The sequence below is a fragment of the Ruegeria sp. BF7 genome (genome assembly GCF_056538605.1).
This window is the reverse complement of record NZ_JBQFTM010000006.1, coordinates 86,713-105,347: the sequence shown is the minus strand read 5'-3', so window position 1 is coordinate 105,347 and position 18,635 is coordinate 86,713. Positions and strand designations below refer to the sequence as shown.

The following is an 18,635-nucleotide window of genomic DNA, read 5'->3' as shown; positions in this document are numbered from 1 at the left end:
CTGAGATCAGGCCTCGGCCTCCTCTTCAGCGACTTCGCTGTCTTCTTCGGCTTGCTCCAGCTCGGCCGGATCAACCCAACCCAGCATGATGCGGGCAGTCATGACCAGATCCTGCGCCTCTTCCAGCGTTACACCAAAAGGCTCAAGCACACCGTCATCCTTGATACGCTCACCGTCGACCGTGGTCCAGCCACCAGCCAGTTCCCAGTCGGCGCAAGTGGCAAAGTCTTCCAACGTCTTCACGTCGTCCTTTGCCAGAGCTTCTACCATTTGGGGTGTCAGACCTTCGAAATCAATAAGGCTGTCCTCAGCGCCCAAAGCGCGGGCTGCGTCCAGCGCCGCCTTGGCCTGGGCTTCCAGGAATTCGCGTGCGCGGGTTTGCAGTTCCTGCGCAGTGCCTTCGTCAACACCATCGATCACCAGCAGTTCGTCGATCTCAACATAGGCCACCTCTTCCAGATTGGTGAAACCTTCCGACACCAGCAACTGCGCGAAGAATTCGTCCAGATCAAGGCTGTCCATGAACAGCTTGGTGCGGGCTTCGAATTCTTTCTGACGGCGGGCCGATTCTTCGGCCTCGGTCATGATGTCGATATCCAGGCCGGTCAACTGGCTGGCCAGACGCACGTTCTGACCGCGGCGGCCGATGGCGAGGCTCAGTTGCTCCTCGGGTACAACCACTTCGATCTTGCCAGCTTCTTCGTCCAGAACCACCTTGGAGACCTCGGCGGGCTGCAGCGCGTTCACCAGGAAGGTCGGCTGATCTTCGTTCCACGGGATGATGTCGATCTTTTCACCCTGCAGCTCGTTCACAACGGCCTGCACGCGGCTGCCGCGCATACCTACACAGGCACCGACGGGGTCGATCGAACCATCATAAGAAATTACAGCGATCTTCGCGCGCGAGCCGGGGTCACGGGCCACAGCTTTGACCTCAATGATGCCGTCATAAATTTCCGGCACTTCCATCTTGAACAGCTCGGCCATGAATTCCGGCGCGGTGCGCGACAGGAAGATCTGGTGGCCACGCACTTCGCGGCGGACTTCCTTGATGTACGCACGCACGCGGTCATTCGGGCGATAGCTTTCGCGGCCGATCTTGTCATTGCGGCGCAGAACAGCCTCGGCACCGCCCAGGTCGACGATGACATTACCAAATTCTTCGCGCTTGACTGCACCGTTGATGATGGTGCCCGCGCGATCCTTGAATTCTTCGTATTGACGATCACGCTCGGCTTCGCGAACCTTCTGCAGGATCACCTGCTTGGCGGATTGAGCAGCAATACGGCCCATTTCAACCGGCGGAACCTCTTCGACGAAGACATCGCCAACTTCGGGAGCTTCCATGTACTGCTTGGCTTGCTCGACGGTCATCTCGGACTGATAGTTCTCCAGCTCTTCATCCTCAACCACGGTGCGGACGCGGGTGAAGGTCGCCTTTCCGGTCTTGCGGTCGATGGAAACGCGGATGTCCATTTCCGCGCCGTAGCGGCTCTTGGCGGCGCGGGCGAGCGATTCCTCCATCGCTTCGACAACCAGACCGGGGTCGATCATCTTTTCGCGGGCCACGGCCTCGGCGGTCTGCAGCAGCTCCAGCTGGTTGGCTGAGGTGATTGCCATCAGTTCGTCTCCTCTTCGGACCCTTCGGTCTCAATCTCGTCGAAAGCGTTTTCGTTCAGGGCACCGGCGTCTTTGCGCTGGCGCAGCATTTCCTTGATCAGGTCATCGGTCAGGACCAGCTTGGCATCACTCAGCCAGTCGAATTGAAGACCGATGGTAATCGTCTCGTCCCCTTCTGGGATATTGATCAGAACCTCTTCCCCTTCGATCCCGGCCAGTTCGCCTTTGAAGCGGCGGCGACCATCGATCAATTCGGCGGTTTCGATCTTGGCCTCATACCCTTCGAACATCTCGAAATCCTTGAGACGGGTCAGAGGGCGGTCGATGCCAGGGCTGGACACTTCCAGCGTATAGGCGTCAAGAATCGGGTCCTCAACGTCCAGCGTGGCGCTGACCGCGTTGGAAATCTCGGCGCAATCATCCACTTCGATGCCACCATCTGGCTTGTCAGCCATAATCTGCAGCGTGGTCTGCTTGCCGCTCATCAGGCGGATGCGGACCAGCTCATACCCCAGATCTTCGATCACGGGGGTGATGATCTCGGCCAGTCGCCGGTCGATAGCAGCTTTGGCAATAAGGTCGTTTGTCATCTGGTGCTCTACCCTTCGAACGGGCACAAAAAAACGGGCGCGCGGCCCGTCGAAATTTCCGGTGGAGCCCCGGACCGAAGCCCGACACGCCGCTGTTGAAACTGCATATACGCAGGGTTTGTCGAAACTGCAACCCCCGGCAGGATTCGTGAACGGATTTACACCCGCCACCACCGCTCGGCGATGCGCCCGTCATCCAGCGCGCGCCTTGCCCCGATCTGGCGCGGCATACCCACGTGCGGAGCTACGGCCAGCGCCATATCCGATTCGCTGGGGTGATAGCGCAGACCGCGGTGACCCTTCAGATCATCGCCTTCGGGCAGGGCCGCCACATCCACATATCCATCCCGCAAAGCCTCGGCCCGGACGCGGGCGTCCGGGATCACGATGATCTCAAAGGTGTCGGCCCACCCGGCGGTACCGTCCTTGTAGTGCGCGGCTACCTTGGAACCCAGGAAATGGCGATCATCCTCGGCCCGTTCGACGCGGTAACACCCGGTGCCATTGGCCGCGTGCAGAGGTGTTACGCCCTGCCCGTTGCGCGTAATGACAAATCGGCTGTTGGCCAGCAGGAAGGGCAGTCCGGGGTTGGGCTCAGCCAGTTCCAGCCGCACCGAATCCGCCGTCAGCGCCTCGGCCTGCCCGACCTCGCGCAACACCGAGACTACGTCGGCCACTTCCAGAGACGCACCATCGTGGAACGCCACATTGGTGCGCAGATCAAAACGCCAGACGCGCGCGTCGGATTCGGTTTGCCAGCCAATCGCCAATTCGCCCCGCAAGGTGCCGTCGGGCGCAATCTCGGTCAGGGTGTCGAACACGGCGCCACGGGCCACCTGTTCCAGACTGTCATCGCGCGGCACCGCCAGCCGCAGTATACCACCAGCCTTCGGCGTATCCGCCAACGAAGCCCCCGTGGCCGCCAGCAACGCGGCAGCAGCACCCGAGGCAAACAGAGCACGGCGGTCAATCCGGGTCATGCCACCCCCTCGGCCACGCGGTCCATGATGCGGACCAGCTCGGCGCTGATACCGGGCTCAGAGAGGGCGTGACCTGCGTTGCGTACCATTTTCAGCTCGGCGTTGGGCCAGCGTTCGGCAAGATTCCAAGCGGCCTGTGGTGGGCAGATCATGTCATAGCGCCCCTGCACGATATGGCCGGGGATATGGGCGATCTTCTCGACCTGATTCAGAATCTGCCCGTCTTTCTCAAGGAAGGCCGCATTGATGAAATAGTGATTCTCGAGCCGCGCAAAGGCACGCGCATATTCGCCAGGGCTTTCCCCTGTCGCACCGTTGGTGTGGATCGACGCCAGCGCGTTTTCCCATGCCGACCACGCCCGCGCATACAGAATCTCCGTTGCGCGATCCCCCGAGAATAGGCGCTTGTTATAGGCCCCGATGGTATCGGACAGCTCTGCCTCGGTCAGCAGAGCGGTGAATTTCGCCCATGGCTCGGGCCAGAACTTGCCCGCGCCACCGCCATAGAACCAGTCCAGCTCAGCCTTGGTGGCCAGAAACACACCGCGCAGCACCAGACGGTTTACCCGGTCAGGATGGGTTTGCGCGTAGATCAGTGCCAGAGTCGCCCCCCAGCTGCCACCGAACACCGTCCAGTCGTCGATATCGAGCAAGGTCCGCAACCGCTCGATATCAGCGACCAGATGCCACGTCGTGTTATCGGTCACCGAGGCATGGGGCCGCGACCGGCCACATCCGCGTTGATCAAACAGAATCACACGATAAACCGTCGGATCGAAGTACCGCCGCATCGCGGGGCTGCAGCCGCCTCCGGGACCGCCATGCAGCACGACAACCGGCAGCCCATCGGGATTGCCGCATTGCTCCATATAGATACGGTGCCCGTCGCCGACATCGACCATGCGCTGATCGAAAGGATCGATCGGCGGGTACAGATATTGAACTGCGCGCTTTTGGTCCGGGTACTTGTCCATTATGGCCCTATATAGTCCTTAAACGTAAAAGAGCATACGGAGACAGGAATGCAAGCGCATCCGAACACGGTGGACCCATCCGAGATCGCAAAATTCGAAGCGATGGCGGCGGAGTGGTGGGACCCTCATGGGAAATTCAAGCCTCTGCACATGCTGAATCCGTGCCGCTTGGACTATATCACACAACAGATCGCGGGCGAATTTGACCGTGATCTGAAGGCCCCGCGCCCCTTCGAGGGCCTGCGCCTGCTGGATATCGGCTGTGGCGGCGGGCTGCTGAGCGAACCGATGGCGCGTCTTGGCGCCACGGTCGTCGGCGCCGACGCCGCCGAGGGCAACCTGCCTGTCGCCCGCATCCATGCCGAGCAATCGGGGCTTGTGATCGACTATCGCCACACCACCGCCGAGGACATGGCCGCGGCGGGTGAGCAATTCGATGTGGTGCTGAACATGGAAGTGGTCGAGCATGTGGCCGACCCGGCGGGTTTTCTGACTGCGTCGCAGCAATTGCTGAAACCGGGCGGCTTGCTGATCTGTTCAACCATCAACCGCAACCCGAAATCCTATGCGATGGCGATTTTCGGGGCCGAGGTCGTCATGCGCTGGCTGCCGCGCGGCACGCACGAATGGAACAAGTTCATCACCCCCGACGAATTGTTCGGCCTGCTGCGTCAGGCCGGGATGGAGCCGGTGGACCGCAAGGGGTTCGTGTTCAACCCAATCCTGTGGAGCTGGTCGATCTCGGATCGCGATCTGAGCGTGAATTATGTGACGGCGAGCGTGAAGCCAGAGTGACCTAAGCGACCGAATTGCGCTAACAACCATCCTATGTGCAATCAGAACTCAAGTTTAGCTGGTACACCCAATTGATAAATAGATGGACCAAGAAGTGGTTTCTCCCGTTCTATGACCGAAACCCGTTTTTCGGGAGCATTTTGGGCTTGGCCTGCGTTGTCTTCGCATTTGTTGTAATTGGTTCCTTTACCGCCGCTATGAAAGAACTTGCTGGTTTTCCAACACTCGTAGTGATTTTCGCTCTAACTCCCTTTTTCGTCATGTTGCTCAAACCTTTGACGATGGTGATTTTTTTAGCGAACGAGTCCCTGTGGAAATCACTCGGAATCTATAACCTTCTGGGGATTGAGGGGCGCCCTATTCGGAGCCGCTATAAAGTTGGGGACTAGAGTATTGTCTCGTGCCCGTGGAGATTTCGATAGGCGCCAAGACTGAGCGTCTAGCCCCTACTCCCCCTCCAACTGCAACCGCAAATCCCGCAGCACGGGCAGTGTGCTGCGGACCCGCTCCAGCCCCAGCTCTCCGACGACACGGTTGATTAGCGGCGCGATCGACGAAATCGCCTGATCGCGCGCCCGGCGACCGGCGGGGCTGATCGCGACCATCTTGCGGCGGGCGTCGTCCCAGTCGGGGCGGATGTGGATGTATCCGGCCCATTCCAGCTTGGCCAAGGTGTTAGTCATCGCTCCGCGTGTGACGTGGAAGGTGCTGGCCAGTTGCGCCGGGGTCCGCTCGTCGCCGACAAACACCAAATGGTTCAGCACCGAGAAATGCGAGATTTCCATGCCCTTGGGCAGCACCCGGCTGAGCCGGTTCCGCAATAGCTGGTCGGCGGTCAGGATCTCGCTGAACAGCGCGACCGCAAGGGCATTGTGTTCGTCAGTCATGTCTCGGTTCTGGATCAGGGCCCGTCGAAAGGCCGCATGTGAGTCAGCGAGGGCACGCGACGGCGCGCCTCTGCCACAGAACTATCATCCAAATCGAAAAAGTGAATGCCCGGATCGGTTCCTGCGTCGATGACGACCTCTCCCCACGGGGCCACCACCATGCTGTGCCCGTAGGTGTGGCGGGTTCTGCCGCGCGTCTTCGGGTGCGCGCCGGTCTGCGCCGGGGCCAGTACCCAACAGCCGTTTTCAATCGCCCGCGCCCGCAGCAGCGATTGCCAATGGGCCGCACCGGTGACCGGCGAAAACGCCGACGGGACCGTCAGAATACGCGCCCCCGCCTGCGCCAAAGCCGAATAGAGCTGCGGAAACCGGATATCATAACAGATCGTCATTCCGACCGCGCCGAAATCGGTCTGAGCCATCACTGCCCTGTTCCCGGGACGATAGTTTTTGGATTCGCGGAAAGTCTCGGAATCTGAGACCTGCACGTCGAACATGTGAATCTTGTCGTACCGCGCCACGATCTGTCCCTGTGGGCCGATCATGAAAGAGCGGTTGGCGAAACGCCCTTCAGAATCGTGGGTCTTGATCCCCAATGAGCCAATCAGCAACCAGACGCCCAGCGCAGCGGCCTGTTCCCGCAGGCCCGCCAGCGTCAGGTCATCTTCTTCATGCTGCAAAACCTCACGCTGACGTGTCGTGCTGGTGGATACGCAGTTCGTCACCTCGGGCGTCAGGATGAACCGCGCACCCTGCCCGGCGGCTTCGACCATCATGGCGCGGACGGTTGCCAGGTTTTCGGCCGGATCATCCGACGAGGTGAGTTGCAGCAGCGCGGTTTTCATCAGGCCGCCAGCAGACGATCCAGCTTGCCCTGACGCTCCAGCTCATACAGATCATCGCAGCCGCCCACATGCTCGGTCCCAATGAAGATCTGCGGCACGGTCCGTTTGCCGCCCGCGCGCTGAATCATCTCGGGCTTGCGTTTGGGGTGCAGCAAGACGTCGATCTCTTTGAATTCGACGCCTTTCTGTTTCAGCAACCGCTTGGCCGCGTGGCAATAACCGCATAGCGGCGAGGTGTAGAGTTCAACCGGCTTCATATTCCGTCCCTTCGGGTTTCGCACAATCCTGAGCGAATTAGGCATCCTTGGCAACGCGCGCCAGAGCCAACACGAAAATATGATTTGCCCCGGCGGCAAGACAAACGCGCGCGCAGGCGGCCAGCGTTGCGCCCGAGGTCATGACGTCATCCACCAGCAGCACATCCCGCCCCTGTATCCGTTGACCCCGTTTGGGGTGCGCCACAATGGCGTCCGACAGCGTTTTAGCCCGTTCGGCAGCGTTTTTGCCATCCAACACCGGAGTCCGCACCCGTCGCACCAGCAAGTCCGGGCAGACATCCAACCCTGTCTGATGCCCCAAATTCTGCGCCAGCAGGGCCGACTGGTTATAGCGCCGTTTCAACAGCCGCGACCAATGCAGGGGCACCGGTGCGATCAGCATGTCTTCGCGAAACAAACTCCGCCCGGCCTGCGCCATCCAGCGGGCCGCCGGCTTCGCCAGTTCCGGCCTGTCCCCGTGTTTCAGTGCCAGAATCAAGGACCGCGCCTTGCCGTCGTACAATAGCGCCGCACGCCCATCCTGCCACGGACGTGGCGTTTTCATGCAGTCGTCACATTCGATTCGGTGACCGTCCGCCTCGCCCGGCAGCGGCACGCCGCAGCTTTCGCACACCACCCCGCCGATAAATGGTGTGTCGCGCCAGCATTGGCTACACAGGCCGAAATCCGCTTCGGTCAACTCGCCGCATCCCAGACAGCGCGGCGGATAGATCAGCTGAACAGCGGTTTGAATCCGCTGCCACATGCGGTAATTGCGCCTTATGAAGCTGCCTGACTCCAACGCACCCTCTCTGTTCGACCGCCCGGCCCTGACCCGGCACCGCGCCCGCGCGCTGGATGACGCGTTGTTTCTGCACCATGCTGCCGTGGACGAGATGCAGGATCGGCTCGCCATGGTTAACAAAACCTTTACGGCACCCGCAGTGGTGACGCCGTTTGCGCAGATTTGGCAGGATGTGCTGCCTGGGGCACAGATCATCGCGGATGACGAAGTTCTGGCCCTCACCCCTGGGGCACATGATCTGGTGATTCACGCTATGGCGCTGCATTGGGCGAATGACCCAGTGGGCCAGTTGATCCAGTGCCACCGCGCCTTGCGACCTGACGGGCTGCTGCTGGTGGTCTGCCTGGGTGGTGAAACCCTGCACGAACTGCGCGCCGCCCTTGGGCAGGCCGAGATCGAAGTCACCGGAGGTCTCAGCCCGCGCATCGCACCGATGGCAGAACTGCGCGATCTGGGCAGTTTGCTGCAACGAGCAGGCCTTGCGCTGCCGGTGGCCGACACCGCGCGTCTGACGGCGGAATACCGCGACCTGACCCACCTGATGCGCGATCTTCGGGCGATGGGAGAGACCAACAGCCTGTCTGGCCGCGTAAGACACCCCACAAGACGGCAGGTCTTTGCCCGGGCGCAGCAGATCTATGCCGACCACTTCACCACCCCTCAGGGCCGTCTGGCCGCCACGTTCGAGCTGATCTGCCTGACCGGCTGGTCACCCGACGAAAGCCAACAGAAACCCCTACGCCCGGGATCGGCCAAAGCACGTCTTGCCGATGCTCTGGGTGCAAAAGAAGGCAAACTGCCCGATTGACGACCGGGTTTTTCCGGTTATCTCAGCTTGGCACAGAGAAATCTCAGGAAGCTCGACATGTTTGACGCCACTCGCCCATCCCATGCCCCCGAAGACCACCCCAAGGTCAAGATGGGCCGCGTCGGCATTCTGCTGGCCAATCTGGGCACGCCGGACGATTACAGCTATTGGCCGATGCGTCGCTATCTGAACGAGTTTCTGTCGGATCAGCGCGTCATCGACTATCCGAAATGGAAGTGGCAGCCGATCCTTCAGGGTATCATCCTGACCAAGCGCCCCTTCAGCTCGGGCGAGGCTTACAAGTCGATCTGGAACCACGACAAGGGCGAAAGCCCGCTGATGACGATCACCAAGGATCAGACCGCCAAGCTGCGCGATGCGATGCAGGCCCGTTATGGCGACAAGGTCATGGTCGATTTCTGCATGCGTTACGGTAACCCCTCGACCAAGTCCAAAGTACGAAAGATGGTGGCCGCAGGTTGCGACCGTATCCTGTTCTTCCCGCTTTATCCGCAATACGCGGGCGCGACGACGGCCACCGCCAACGACCAGTTCTTCCGCGCACTGATGGAGGAAGCCTGGCAACCGGCCACCCGCACCGTGCCGGCCTATTTTGATGAGCCGGCTTATATCGACGCTTTGGCCGGATCGGTGGAAAAGACCTTTGCGGCGATGGAGACAAAGCCGGACATTCTGGTCGTCTCGTACCACGGAATGCCGGAGCGCTATCTGCAGCAGGGTGACCCTTATCACTGCCAATGCGCTAAAACCTCGCGGTTACTGAAAGAGCGGCTAGGCTGGTCGGACAATCAGCTTGTCTCAACCTTCCAGTCCCGATTCGGCCCCGAGGAATGGCTAAAGCCCTATACGGTTGACCACGTGGCCGAGCTGGCAAAGCAGGGTAAAAAGAACATCGCGGTGATCGCCCCGGCGTTTTCTGCCGATTGCATCGAAACGCTGGAAGAGATCAACGAAGAGATCAAGGAAAGCTTCGAGGAAGCAGGCGGCGAGAGTTTCACTTATATCCCTTGCCTCAATGACGATGATTCGCACATCACGGCTTTGGGCAAGGTGATCGAAGACAATCTGAAAGGCTGGCTGGACTGATCGGCCCCTTCAATCAGACCCAATCAAACTGGCATGAAAAAAGGCGGTGGATTGCTCCACCGCCTTTTCTCTAGATAGTTCTGTCGAATTAGCTTGCTGCAACAGCTGCGGCAACTACGACCAGCAGGATCAGCGGCAGGATGATGCCCTGCGACGAACCTTGAGTCTCCTCAACAACAACCGGCGCTTCAACAACCGGCTCTTCCAGGTTACCGGCATAAGCGGTCGAAGCAGCAGCGGTCAGTGCAGCGGCGAGAACGAGTTTCTTCATATTAACCTCCAGAATTTGCACGGTTCCAAATAGCGAAACCGCACATCCAAGACTTACCTCGTAGGTTTTTTCTAATCAGCTATCCAACTGGAATGCAATTGCAACTTGCGCCGCAAGCGGGTTCGTGCGCGAAAATGTCGTCAAATAAGCAACACTTGCGTGCCGACCTGCGCCATCGAGAACAATTCCGCGATATCCTCATTGAAAAGGCCGATGCAGCCGTTTGACGAGCGGCGCCCGATTTTGCGCGTATCGTGGGTGCCATGGATGCGATAGTATTTCCAACCCAGATACAAAGCGTGTGTTCCCAACGGGTTATCCGGTCCCGGCGGGATATAGTCCGGCCATTCCGGGTTGCGCTTTTTCATCGACGGCGTCGGTGACCAGCTGGGCCCTTCGACCTTGCGAACCACACTGGTACGGCCACGGCGGGTCAGCTCTTCGGTCAAAGGCACCGAAGATGGATATAATTTGTACACCCGCTGATCATCGGACCAATAGTGCAGGGCGCGCGATACGGTATCGACCAGAATGGCCCCGTTGTTTGTGTTCGAAAAATAGGGCTGCCAGTCCAAGGCACGGAACCCCGAGATATTGCGGCGCACATCTGGTTCCGGTTCGGGTGCAGGGCGCAGCGGGTCGCCGGGAATGTACTGGGCAACCGCAGGCGAGGCCAGCAGAGCTGACGCTCCGGCCAGAAATTCCCGGCGGGAAGGCGCGAAATTGATTTTTTTGACCATGGCGGGCGGTCCTTTTCTAAGGCCAGTCTGAATTTCAGGCTTATTTTATGGCCAGAATGCTTCAGTCGCAAATCAAACCGGCAGAATCATGCGGAACTGGGCTATTGCGCGTTTGCCCAAGGCGGTCTGTCGCGCTATGCCCTAGTTTAAACCAATCATCAGGTCGATCATGACGCGTATCCTTTCTTTACTAATTGCCTGCTTTGTCGCGCTGTCCGCATGTACCCCCGGCAGCACTCCGACATATGGATCTGACGGGCGGCCGCTGCCGACGGTCTACAAAATTCGGGGCAACCCCGAAAAGCTGCAGTTCCGCATGCTTGATTCGGTCAACGCGCTGCGCCAGGCACAGGGGTTGCAGGCGGTGCAGCTGAATTCGCAACTAAACGCCGCTGCGGCCACGCATGCCAAGGACATGGCGCGCCAGAACCGCCCCTGGCACTTTGGGTCGGATGGCTCATCGCCGATCGATCGGGCTCAGCGCGTCGGCTATTACGGCACTTTCCTCGGCGAAGCGATTTCCGAAACCTATGAAACCGAGACCGAAACTCTGGCCGCCTGGATGCAGGAACCCGGCCCGCGTTCGGTGATCATGGACCCCAAGGCTTCGCAGATGGGCTTTGCCTGGCATCAGGAGGGTGGCGGTAAAATCTGGTGGACACTGGAAATGGGCGCGGGCGGGTAACCGCAGCACCATCCGAAAACACAAAAACCCCCGGAGAACCTGACGCAGTCCCTGCGGTGGGAGTCTGGAAGACACAACCCTGTCGCTCGACGCGCGGCAGGAATTTTCTTTTGTTCCAAAAATCGCGGTAGTCAAAGGCGGAGACAGATACCGGACATCCGAGAAATTTTTTTCTCGGATTTGAGACCTACCCGCTTGAACGAAGAAAACCCAAAATCTCAGACATTTCTTTTTCTGTTCTCAGGAATACAACCAATATCCTTTGATCACGAGCTTTACCTTCGAACAGGGCGGAGATCGCGGGCAAATGTCCGTATAGACTTCAACCTATATGGCTCTTCTGGTTTTTGGTCGGAAAACGGCTCAAGGCAGAACCGCGGATATCCGAGATTTTGATGGCAGGCTTGGCAACATTCAACATCAAGCCTTCGCAGCTCTAACCGAGCGCGGGACAACAACGCATCAACTCGTGCGGGAAGCCCGAACCGTTCGAACATCGGACAGCCGCCAACCGATCGTGGCACACACAAGTCCAGATACGACAAAAGGTGACCGGACCTGACGCCGGAACATTTTAATCTCGTTGAAATGCATGGGCCGGGTGCCTGCAAACTCGCCGGCGCCGACAGGAATCACCGCCGTGTCTCCCGCGTATTTGCTTACCAGATCGATCCGCATGACTGGTCCGACCAACGCACAATCTGATGTCTGGGGTAAGCCGGAGAAGTTCGGCAAAGTGAGGGAATACCGCGAGGCGCGGGAGCAGCTCAAAAACAACGGCATGTTTGCCGGGCGCTTCGACCCAGCAACGGACGCGCAGAAGGTGACCGAGGCGTTTATCATCGACCTTATGGAGACTGCCCTCAGGGAAACCGCTGCGGCGTTCCAAATCTCGAATTATCAGTCCGGGCAGGAACGCGGTGACAAAGTTGGCATGATCCATATGCCGTCCGCTTAGCTCGGGCTTCGTCATTACCGCAATCTCCTGCGCACGTGCGGCGTCGAAGGCTCCGTTCAGCTCTTCATTCTCCAAGCCTTGCCCAAGGCAACCGGGATCGGGCACGTCAGCGCACCAGTCCCGCCGGAATTTTCTGAGCGCCTTGTCGTGACGTCGCCAGGCCGTCCTCATTGTCGTCAGCCGGACACCCGACAAATCGGCCACAGCAGGTCGAAACCAATTCCCGACCCGCTGTATGGCCGTCGGGTCATCGGGATACCGGGTAACTTTAGGATCGAACGGATCCCACTGCGTCCGCACCAGCGACACAGTAAATGTAAGGCAGGCCGCCACCATTCCCACCCTGCCCAGCATTCCCACCCCTGCGGGCGAAAGCTCCTCGCGGCGAAGCCGTCGACGCACTAAAAGCGCCGCGCCGACCACCAACCAAGGCGGCACGCGGGTCGTCAGTGGCTCACCGTCGATCTGCGTCCGCACCTGACCCAGCGCTGCCTACAACTGCTCCGGCGTAATGTGCATGTAGGCATAAGTCATCGTGACCAGCGCCGAACCAAAGAACAGAAAGGGGATCACGGGCAAAGCGACACCGACAATCGGTAGATCGACGTTTCGGTCAAGCGCAAAGAAATCGGCGTCGTCGAGGCCAAGAAGCGAAATGCCGACCAAGGTGAGGACACTGAGATATTTGAACCAGATACCACGCGCTGCCTGTGTCAGCGTTCGGATACGCTCGAGATGCCGTTCAACGTTGTCAGACCCTTGAGACATAATACTGTCAGGATGCGCTGAATCGAACAATCTGGGCAAGTCAGCTCCCGCCGCTTGCCACTGTACTGGTCTTCGACTGGTTCCTTGTCATCGGCCGGGGCGGCTGAACCGTCGAAGAACCACCTCGCGGAGGCTAACCAGCGCTGCGCCGTTCGTGGAAGTGATCTTCTAGTTGAAGTGGGCGTTGGCATCTACGCCGAATGTTCCACACAAAAAACTTGGCAAGGCTGAACAAGCCGATACTGACATATGAGTTTGTTTCATGGCCGATCCATATTCGACCTGTAACAAAAGCATACGGGATGAAGCAGGCCTTTGTGCGTGGTGCAGCGAAGGGCAGCGTCGTTGCGCACAGCCGACATCGCGAACAACAGCGCCCGACAGGTTTCTGCGGGTTGCTATTCTGTCGATGATCAAGTGAGCGAAAGTCTTACCCGACTCCTCCGGTAAGTATCTTTCCCTAAGGCTGGCAGCCTACGCCCCTTCGATACGGAGCACCTTGTCAAATTCCCACCGCACGAAATGCGTCACGGAGAACCAAGGGCCTATTTCTTGCCCACAGAGACTTAGGCCGCTTGCATGGACTGCGCTTCGGTCAGAATGGCATACAGTTTGACCGGATCAGGATTGGCCCGCAATTTCGTGCATACCGAGGTGTCGCGCAGGGTTCGTGACACCAGCGCCAGCGCCTTCAGGTGATCCACCCCGGCTTCTTCCGGCGCGAACAGCGCAAAGGCGATATCAACCGGTTGACGGTCGACCGAGCCAAAATCGATTGGTTTTTCCAGCATTACGAAGACGCCGGCAACAGCCTCAAGCTCGGCCATTCGGGCGTGCGGCAGCGCCACGCCATGGCCCACACCGGTGGGCCCCAGGCTTTCCCGCTCCAGTAGACCGTCAACAACGATCTGGGCCCCAAGACCCAATGTCGCCTCGGCCACATCGGCAATTTCCTGAAACAGCCGTTTCTTGCTGGATGCGGCGGACAATACACGCACTGCTTCGGGCTTCAGTATGCTCGAAAGCTCCATGATTACGCTCCATGGCGAGGCCCCCGCAGGTCGCAGGGGCGTGCCTTTGCTATTCTTGCCTGTTACGGATCGATCCAGCCGATGTTGCCGTCATCCCGGCGGTACACGACATTCAATCCGTCCTTGTTTTCATTCCGGAACACCAGCACCGGGGCGCCGGCCAGTTCCATCTGCATAACGGCTTCACCAACACTCAGCGATGGGATCTTGGTTTCCATCTCAGCCACGATCATCGGCTGCAGAGAATCCGGTTCCGCTGCAGACTCCGACTCGTCAGAGGCGAGGATATATGAGGAAGCGCCAAAGAGTTCAACCGGCTCGGACCGATCCTTGTGGTGATCCTTGAGACGGCGTTTGTAGCGGCGCAATTGGGTTTCCATCTTGTCGCAGCAGCCCTCAAACGCTGCGTAGATTTCGGTTGCGTGGGCCTTGGCCTGCGCCGTCAGGCCAGTGGAAAGATGTACGGTGGTTTCGCATACATATTCATGCGCAGAACGGGAAAAGACGACATTGGCATCGGTCGGACGCTGGGCATATTTGCCCACGACCTCGCCCAGTTCGGTCTGCACATGGGTCTGAAGTGCTTCGCCGATGTCGATCTGTTTTCCGCTGATTTGGTAACGCATGTGATCTCCTTCACAATTCACACCCATTCTGACGTCACGTAACGCGACGCGCTTGTTTTTTATCGGGTGGGGGGTAGAGACATTTCCTGCGGTAGCCGCACCGTTTCCCCTTCGATGAAGGGGCATCCTGATCCAGACGGGAACCGAAGAAATGCCATGACCCAATTGAGGCAAGAGACGGCGGAAGAGTCAATCAAAACAGACGTGTATATACGTGATTTCCGTCATGCATTCGGCGCATTCCTGCGCAAGCTTATGAAATCCGGAAATTTTCGCCCAGATAGACACGGCGGACGTTCTCGTTTTCGACCACTTCGTCCGGAGTTCCGGACATCAACACCTGCCCGTCATGCAGGATATAGGCCCGGTCCACAATATCCAGCGTTTCCCGCACGTTATGGTCGGTGATCAGGACGCCGATGCCCCGCTTTTTCAGATCCGCGACAAGGTGGCGGATATCGCCGACGCTGATCGGATCAACACCCGCAAAAGGTTCATCCAAAAGTAGATATTTCGGATCTGCAGCCAGACAGCGGGCAATCTCGACGCGGCGGCGCTCACCCCCCGACAGGGCCAGGGCTGGCGCCCGACGCAGGTGTTCAATCGAAAAATCCGACAACAGCTCTTCCAGCCGTTCCTTGCGGCGATGGGCGTGACGCACCGTAATGTCCAGAACGGCGGCGATGTTGTCCTCGACACTCATGCCGCGAAAGATCGACATCTCCTGCGGCAGATAGCCGATACCCAAACGCGCACGGCGATACATCGGCAATGTTGTCACCACCTGTCCGTCGATCGTGACCGTTCCAGCCTCGGGGAAGACAAGCCCGGCGACCGAGTAGAATGTGGTCGTCTTGCCCGACCCGTTCGGACCCAGCAGCGCCACAACTTCGGACCGGCCCAGCGTCATCGACACATCCCGGATCACCGTTTTCTTGCGGTAGGATTTCCGCAGCCTTTCGATCCTGAGACCGGAATTGCCCTCGGCAACGGTCAGTTCGGGGCGCGCCATCAGTTGTTGCCCTGTTGCAGGATGGTTTTGACGTTGCCGGTCATCGTCGCGGTACCTGCGGTCAGGTCGGCATTCATCTGATCACCGCTAATGGTGCTGGGGCCTTGGTTCAAAAGCACGTTGCCCTTCATCACGATTACACCGGAATCGATGGTGTATTCCGCCCAGTCGCCCTCGGCCGCGTCGGGCGGGCTGACCAGAACCACATCCTCGGTCGCTTCCATCCGCTCGATGCCCGAGCGATCCTGATTGTAGATCACCAGCACCCGTTCAGCAGTCAGGCGCATTTCGCCCTGAATGACGATCACATTGCCCAGAAACTCGGCCGATCCATCCTCTTGATTGACATTCAGCTTTTCCGAAGTCACCTCAACCGGCAGGCTCGGATCGGCCTGGGTCGCGCCAAACGCAACCTGCGTCTCCTGCGCCGCCGCTGAAAAGGCGCCAAGCGTCAATAAGAGGCAAAGTGGGGCAAATCGTAAATCGAACACCGGTTATCTTTCTGCTTTTTCAGGCTCGTATACCAGCTTCACGCCATCTGTAAAAAGAATATGCACTGGTCCGTCGGTTTTTTCGGTACCAAAAGTCATGCTTCCCGCAGTGAAATTACCGATAATCCCGGTTCCGTTGACCTGCCCTGGCGCGTCACCCCGGATTTCGTCCAGTGAAGTGTTCAGCAGGTCGGTCGTGATTTCCGTGCCGTCGGTCGAAGTGATGACGACATCACCGACAAAAGTGGCCGTGTTCTTGTCGGGCCGGATCATGCCCGAGTTGGAATCCAGCGTAATAACGCCGCCACTGGACAGGTTCATGCGACCACGGAACTCGGCTGCGGTCGGAATTGAGCCTTCCCTTCCCTGCGTTGCCCGGATCGCCTCGATCTGAACCTCTTCGCCCTTGCGGGTGGTGCCGCGATAATTCGGCTGCGTCACCACCTGATCGGCTAACCGTTCATCAATGTCCTGCTGAGTAAACGGGACACTGACATTGGTTTCGATACTGCGCGACAGAAGGAAAACAGTGGACAGCATCAGGATGGCTACCAAAGGCAGCACCACCTTGAAGAACTGAACCATGCGTGAATGTCCGTCCACCGTGCGACCCTCCACCTAGCCCAGACCGACTCGCAGGCAGTCATGTATATGCAGCAGCCCCTGCGCCGGGCCCTGCGTTTCGGGGTCGACCACGAACAGCGACGTGATCTTGCGGTCGTTCATGATCGCCACAGCCTCTTCCGCCATGGCGTTGGGCGCGATGGTCAGCGGGTTGCGGGTCATGACCTCGTCGGTGGTCTTGTTCAACAACCCTTCCATGTTCCGGCGCAAGTCGCCATCGGTGACGATCCCCATCAGGCGGCCCGCCTCATCAGTCACACCGACGACGCCAAAGCTCTTCTGACTCATGACCAGCAGCGCCTCGCTCATGGGGGTGCCGGCGGATACCACGGGCAGATCGGCGTGCATCAGGTCTCGCACGGTGGAAAGCTGCGCCCCCAGTTTGCCGCCGGGATGGAAGGCGCGGAAATCCTCGGGTTTGAAATCGCGATACTTCATAAGGGCAATCGCAAGCGCGTCGCCCATTGCCAGTGTCAGCGTGGTCGAAATCGAGGGCACCATGCCAAACCCGCAGGCTTCACCCAGCGACGGGATCAGCAGATGCACATCGGCCTGTTTCATTAGGGTGCTTTCCGGCTTGCTGGACAACCCGATCAGCGGGATACCGAAACGGCGGGTAAAGGCCAGAAGGTTCACCAGTTCCGGTGCCTCGCCCGAATTCGATATCGCCAGAACCACATCGCCTTTCGACACCATCCCCAGATCGCCATGGCTGGCCTCGGCCGGGTGCACGAAATAGGCAGGTGTGCCGGTGCTGGCCAGGGTCGCGGCAATCTTGTGGCCGATATGGCCAGACTTGCCGATGCCACTGATGATAATCCGTCCCGGGGCCTGCAGGATCAGTTGCACGGCCTCGGCAAAGTGCTCGTCCAGACTGTCTGCCAGAACGTCCAGCGCACGGGCCTCGTCGGTGACGACCTGCCGGGCGGTTCTCAGGAATGCTTCGATATCGGTCATGAGTGCGCAAAAATATCCGTTTCGGGCCAGCCTGCGAGGTCGAGTTTCGCACGTGTCGGCAGGAAGTCAAAACACGCCTGCGCCATTTCAGTGCGACCTTCGCGGGCCAGACGCCCATCCAGCGCCTCGCGCAATTGGTGCAGGTACAGTACGTCCGAAGCAGCATAGTCCAGCTGTGCGTCGGTCAGGGTCTCGGCGCCCCAGTCGCTCATCTGCTGCTGCTTCGATATATCGACCCCGATCAGCTCTTGGCACAGGTTTTTAAGACCGTGGCGGTCGGTATAGGTGCGTACCAGACGGCTGGCGATCTTGGTGCAATAAACCGGCGCGGCCAATGCGCCAAAGGTGTGGTACATTGCGGCAATGTCAAACCGGCCGAAATGGAACAGCTTCAGCACATCGGGGTTTTCCAGCATGGCGCACAGATTCGGCGCCTGCGCCTGACCCTTTTCCACCTGCACGATATGGCTGTTGCCGTCGCCGCCTGACATCTGGATCACGCACAGGCGGTCGCGATGCGGGTTCAGCCCCATGGTTTCGCAATCAATAGCCACAACAGGGCCCAGGTCCAACCCGTCTGGCAGGTCGTTTTTATAGAGATGGTTTGCCACGCGGGTCTTCCTTTGTCCGGTATTGCTCCCGAGATAGGAGGTTTGATCCCCGAACTCAACGCTATCAATAGAATGCGGCCAAGTTGCGCGGATTTCTTGACCCCGAAGGTATTGACGGGAAAATGGATTCGGGCGCAACACTTCGGGTCACATGGGGCTCCGGGGCGGGCCCAAACTATCAAAAGGTCCAACC

23 protein-coding genes are annotated in these 18,635 nt (G+C 59.0%); 5 read left to right on the top strand and 18 right to left on the bottom strand.

Translation table 11 applies throughout. The features are described from left to right. Window positions 1-6: 6 nt before the first annotated feature. From nusA to pip, 4 genes are all read right to left on the bottom strand, one after another. Window positions 7-1,620, bottom strand: coding sequence for a transcription termination factor NusA (gene nusA / locus ACR0IK_RS14280; protein ID WP_480641942.1), 1,614 nt, complete (start codon window positions 1,618-1,620; stop codon window positions 7-9). Further along, complete coding sequence (rimP, locus tag ACR0IK_RS14275) at window positions 1,620-2,210, bottom strand: ribosome maturation factor RimP (protein WP_480594457.1); 591 nt, start codon at window positions 2,208-2,210, stop codon at window positions 1,620-1,622. Before rimP ends, nusA begins: the two co-directional genes overlap by 1 nt. A 158-nt stretch (window positions 2,211-2,368) precedes the next feature. Next, window positions 2,369-3,190, bottom strand: a complete 822-nt coding sequence (locus ACR0IK_RS14270; RefSeq protein ID WP_480641941.1) for an ABC transporter substrate-binding protein — start codon at window positions 3,188-3,190, stop codon at window positions 2,369-2,371. Further along, on the bottom strand, window positions 3,187-4,164 hold the full coding sequence (gene pip / locus ACR0IK_RS14265) for a prolyl aminopeptidase (protein ID WP_480594455.1): 978 nt from the start codon (window positions 4,162-4,164) through the stop codon (window positions 3,187-3,189). The genes ACR0IK_RS14270 and pip overlap by 4 nt, the downstream gene beginning before the upstream one ends. A 48-nt stretch (window positions 4,165-4,212) precedes the next feature. On the opposite strand from pip, the gene ubiG reads away from it, so the two are divergent. Continuing rightward, the gene (gene ubiG / locus ACR0IK_RS14260; protein WP_480641940.1) at window positions 4,213-4,959 is read left to right on the top strand and encodes a bifunctional 2-polyprenyl-6-hydroxyphenol methylase/3-demethylubiquinol 3-O-methyltransferase UbiG; all 747 of its coding nucleotides are present in this window, start codon (window positions 4,213-4,215) and stop codon (window positions 4,957-4,959) included. Between the two features lie 446 nt (window positions 4,960-5,405). On the opposite strand, the gene ACR0IK_RS14255 is transcribed toward ubiG, so the two are convergent. Genes ACR0IK_RS14255 through ACR0IK_RS14240 form a run of 4 tightly spaced genes read right to left on the bottom strand, consistent with a single transcriptional unit; the run spans window position 5,406 to window position 7,714 of the window. Beyond that, window positions 5,406-5,846 (bottom strand): MarR family winged helix-turn-helix transcriptional regulator, encoded by a 441-nt coding sequence (locus ACR0IK_RS14255; RefSeq protein WP_475212401.1) that lies wholly within the window; start codon window positions 5,844-5,846, stop codon window positions 5,406-5,408. Between the two features lie 14 nt (window positions 5,847-5,860). Next, window positions 5,861-6,691 (bottom strand): carbon-nitrogen hydrolase family protein, encoded by an 831-nt coding sequence (locus ACR0IK_RS14250; RefSeq protein ID WP_480641939.1) that lies wholly within the window; start codon window positions 6,689-6,691, stop codon window positions 5,861-5,863. Then, window positions 6,691-6,948, bottom strand: coding sequence for a glutaredoxin 3 (gene grxC, locus ACR0IK_RS14245; RefSeq protein ID WP_170327797.1), 258 nt, complete (start codon window positions 6,946-6,948; stop codon window positions 6,691-6,693). Before grxC ends, ACR0IK_RS14250 begins: the two co-directional genes overlap by 1 nt. Window positions 6,949-6,985: 37 nt before the next feature. Further along, a complete protein-coding gene (locus ACR0IK_RS14240; protein ID WP_480641938.1) occupies window positions 6,986-7,714 on the bottom strand; it encodes a double zinc ribbon domain-containing protein in 729 nt (242 codons plus the stop codon). A 16-nt stretch (window positions 7,715-7,730) separates the two neighbouring features. On the opposite strand from ACR0IK_RS14240, the gene ACR0IK_RS14235 reads away from it, so the two are divergent. Together ACR0IK_RS14235 and hemH are read left to right on the top strand one after the other, a co-directional pair. Continuing rightward, entirely contained in the window at window positions 7,731-8,561 is an 831-nt protein-coding gene (locus ACR0IK_RS14235; protein WP_480641937.1) for a methyltransferase domain-containing protein, read from the top strand. A gap of 57 nt (window positions 8,562-8,618) precedes the next feature. Next, window positions 8,619-9,668: a ferrochelatase gene (hemH, locus tag ACR0IK_RS14230; protein WP_480641936.1), complete on the top strand. Its 1,050-nt coding sequence runs from the start codon at window positions 8,619-8,621 to the stop codon at window positions 9,666-9,668. 88 nt (window positions 9,669-9,756) lie between these two features. Here hemH and ACR0IK_RS14225 read toward each other — a convergent pair whose 3' ends face one another. Next, entirely contained in the window at window positions 9,757-9,939 is a 183-nt protein-coding gene (locus tag ACR0IK_RS14225) for a hypothetical protein (protein WP_010442520.1), read from the bottom strand. 140 nt (window positions 9,940-10,079) lie between these two features. Further along, entirely contained in the window at window positions 10,080-10,679 is a 600-nt protein-coding gene (locus ACR0IK_RS14220) for a L,D-transpeptidase (protein ID WP_480641935.1), read from the bottom strand. A gap of 169 nt (window positions 10,680-10,848) precedes the next feature. On the opposite strand from ACR0IK_RS14220, the gene dalA reads away from it, so the two are divergent. Together dalA and ACR0IK_RS14210 are read left to right on the top strand one after the other, a co-directional pair. Next, window positions 10,849-11,364 carry a divisome-associated lipoprotein DalA gene (dalA, locus tag ACR0IK_RS14215; protein WP_480594448.1) on the top strand — a complete coding sequence of 172 codons (516 nt, stop codon included), beginning with the start codon at window positions 10,849-10,851 and terminating at the stop codon, window positions 11,362-11,364. A gap of 676 nt (window positions 11,365-12,040) precedes the next feature. Beyond that, window positions 12,041-12,322, top strand: a complete 282-nt coding sequence (locus ACR0IK_RS14210; protein ID WP_480594447.1) for a hypothetical protein — start codon at window positions 12,041-12,043, stop codon at window positions 12,320-12,322. Window positions 12,323-12,814: 492 nt separating this feature from the next. Here ACR0IK_RS14210 and ACR0IK_RS14205 read toward each other — a convergent pair whose 3' ends face one another. From ACR0IK_RS14205 to ACR0IK_RS14170, 8 genes are all read right to left on the bottom strand, one after another. Further along, window positions 12,815-13,090 (bottom strand): hypothetical protein, encoded by a 276-nt coding sequence (locus tag ACR0IK_RS14205; protein ID WP_480641934.1) that lies wholly within the window; start codon window positions 13,088-13,090, stop codon window positions 12,815-12,817. A 566-nt stretch (window positions 13,091-13,656) separates the two neighbouring features. Further along, the gene (locus tag ACR0IK_RS14200; RefSeq protein ID WP_480594444.1) at window positions 13,657-14,121 is read right to left on the bottom strand and encodes a PTS sugar transporter subunit IIA; all 465 of its coding nucleotides are present in this window, start codon (window positions 14,119-14,121) and stop codon (window positions 13,657-13,659) included. A gap of 62 nt (window positions 14,122-14,183) precedes the next feature. Continuing rightward, window positions 14,184-14,747: a ribosome hibernation-promoting factor, HPF/YfiA family gene (gene hpf / locus ACR0IK_RS14195; protein WP_480594443.1), complete on the bottom strand. Its 564-nt coding sequence runs from the start codon at window positions 14,745-14,747 to the stop codon at window positions 14,184-14,186. A gap of 253 nt (window positions 14,748-15,000) precedes the next feature. Beyond that, complete coding sequence (lptB, locus tag ACR0IK_RS14190) at window positions 15,001-15,759, bottom strand: LPS export ABC transporter ATP-binding protein (RefSeq protein ID WP_480594442.1); 759 nt, start codon at window positions 15,757-15,759, stop codon at window positions 15,001-15,003. Beyond that, window positions 15,759-16,250 (bottom strand): LptA/OstA family protein, encoded by a 492-nt coding sequence (locus tag ACR0IK_RS14185; protein WP_480594441.1) that lies wholly within the window; start codon window positions 16,248-16,250, stop codon window positions 15,759-15,761. Before ACR0IK_RS14185 ends, lptB begins: the two co-directional genes overlap by 1 nt. A 3-nt stretch (window positions 16,251-16,253) precedes the next feature. Further along, a complete protein-coding gene (locus ACR0IK_RS14180) occupies window positions 16,254-16,853 on the bottom strand; it encodes an LPS export ABC transporter periplasmic protein LptC (protein ID WP_480594440.1) in 600 nt (199 codons plus the stop codon). A 15-nt stretch (window positions 16,854-16,868) separates the two neighbouring features. Further along, complete coding sequence (locus tag ACR0IK_RS14175; protein WP_480641933.1) at window positions 16,869-17,831, bottom strand: KpsF/GutQ family sugar-phosphate isomerase; 963 nt, start codon at window positions 17,829-17,831, stop codon at window positions 16,869-16,871. After that, on the bottom strand, window positions 17,828-18,442 hold the full coding sequence (locus ACR0IK_RS14170) for a ribonuclease D (protein WP_480594438.1): 615 nt from the start codon (window positions 18,440-18,442) through the stop codon (window positions 17,828-17,830). The genes ACR0IK_RS14175 and ACR0IK_RS14170 overlap by 4 nt, the downstream gene beginning before the upstream one ends. Window positions 18,443-18,635 lie beyond the last annotated feature (193 nt).

Excerpts from the sequence above, each read along its gene's own strand:
- nusA (WP_480641942.1), bottom strand. The coding sequence starts at position 1,620 with ATGGCAATCACCTCAGCCAACCAGCTGGAGCTGCTGCAGACCGCCGAG.
- rimP (WP_480594457.1), bottom strand. The coding sequence starts at position 2,210 with ATGACAAACGACCTTATTGCCAAAGCTGCTATCGACCGGCGACTGGCC.
- ACR0IK_RS14270 (WP_480641941.1), bottom strand. The coding sequence starts at position 3,190 with ATGACCCGGATTGACCGCCGTGCTCTGTTTGCCTCGGGTGCTGCTGCC.
- pip (WP_480594455.1), bottom strand. The coding sequence starts at position 4,164 with ATGGACAAGTACCCGGACCAAAAGCGCGCAGTTCAATATCTGTACCCG.
- ubiG (WP_480641940.1), top strand. The coding sequence starts at position 4,213 with ATGCAAGCGCATCCGAACACGGTGGACCCATCCGAGATCGCAAAATTC.
- ACR0IK_RS14255 (WP_475212401.1), bottom strand. The coding sequence starts at position 5,846 with ATGACTGACGAACACAATGCCCTTGCGGTCGCGCTGTTCAGCGAGATC.
- ACR0IK_RS14250 (WP_480641939.1), bottom strand. The coding sequence starts at position 6,691 with ATGAAAACCGCGCTGCTGCAACTCACCTCGTCGGATGATCCGGCCGAA.
- grxC (WP_170327797.1), bottom strand. The coding sequence starts at position 6,948 with ATGAAGCCGGTTGAACTCTACACCTCGCCGCTATGCGGTTATTGCCAC.
- ACR0IK_RS14240 (WP_480641938.1), bottom strand. The coding sequence starts at position 7,714 with ATGTGGCAGCGGATTCAAACCGCTGTTCAGCTGATCTATCCGCCGCGC.
- ACR0IK_RS14235 (WP_480641937.1), top strand. The coding sequence starts at position 7,731 with ATGAAGCTGCCTGACTCCAACGCACCCTCTCTGTTCGACCGCCCGGCC.
- hemH (WP_480641936.1), top strand. The coding sequence starts at position 8,619 with ATGTTTGACGCCACTCGCCCATCCCATGCCCCCGAAGACCACCCCAAG.
- ACR0IK_RS14225 (WP_010442520.1), bottom strand. The coding sequence starts at position 9,939 with ATGAAGAAACTCGTTCTCGCCGCTGCACTGACCGCTGCTGCTTCGACC.
- ACR0IK_RS14220 (WP_480641935.1), bottom strand. The coding sequence starts at position 10,679 with ATGGTCAAAAAAATCAATTTCGCGCCTTCCCGCCGGGAATTTCTGGCC.
- dalA (WP_480594448.1), top strand. The coding sequence starts at position 10,849 with ATGACGCGTATCCTTTCTTTACTAATTGCCTGCTTTGTCGCGCTGTCC.
- ACR0IK_RS14210 (WP_480594447.1), top strand. The coding sequence starts at position 12,041 with ATGACTGGTCCGACCAACGCACAATCTGATGTCTGGGGTAAGCCGGAG.
- ACR0IK_RS14205 (WP_480641934.1), bottom strand. The coding sequence starts at position 13,090 with ATGTCTCAAGGGTCTGACAACGTTGAACGGCATCTCGAGCGTATCCGA.
- ACR0IK_RS14200 (WP_480594444.1), bottom strand. The coding sequence starts at position 14,121 with ATGGAGCTTTCGAGCATACTGAAGCCCGAAGCAGTGCGTGTATTGTCC.
- hpf (WP_480594443.1), bottom strand. The coding sequence starts at position 14,747 with ATGCGTTACCAAATCAGCGGAAAACAGATCGACATCGGCGAAGCACTT.
- lptB (WP_480594442.1), bottom strand. The coding sequence starts at position 15,759 with ATGGCGCGCCCCGAACTGACCGTTGCCGAGGGCAATTCCGGTCTCAGG.
- ACR0IK_RS14175 (WP_480641933.1), bottom strand. The coding sequence starts at position 17,831 with ATGACCGATATCGAAGCATTCCTGAGAACCGCCCGGCAGGTCGTCACC.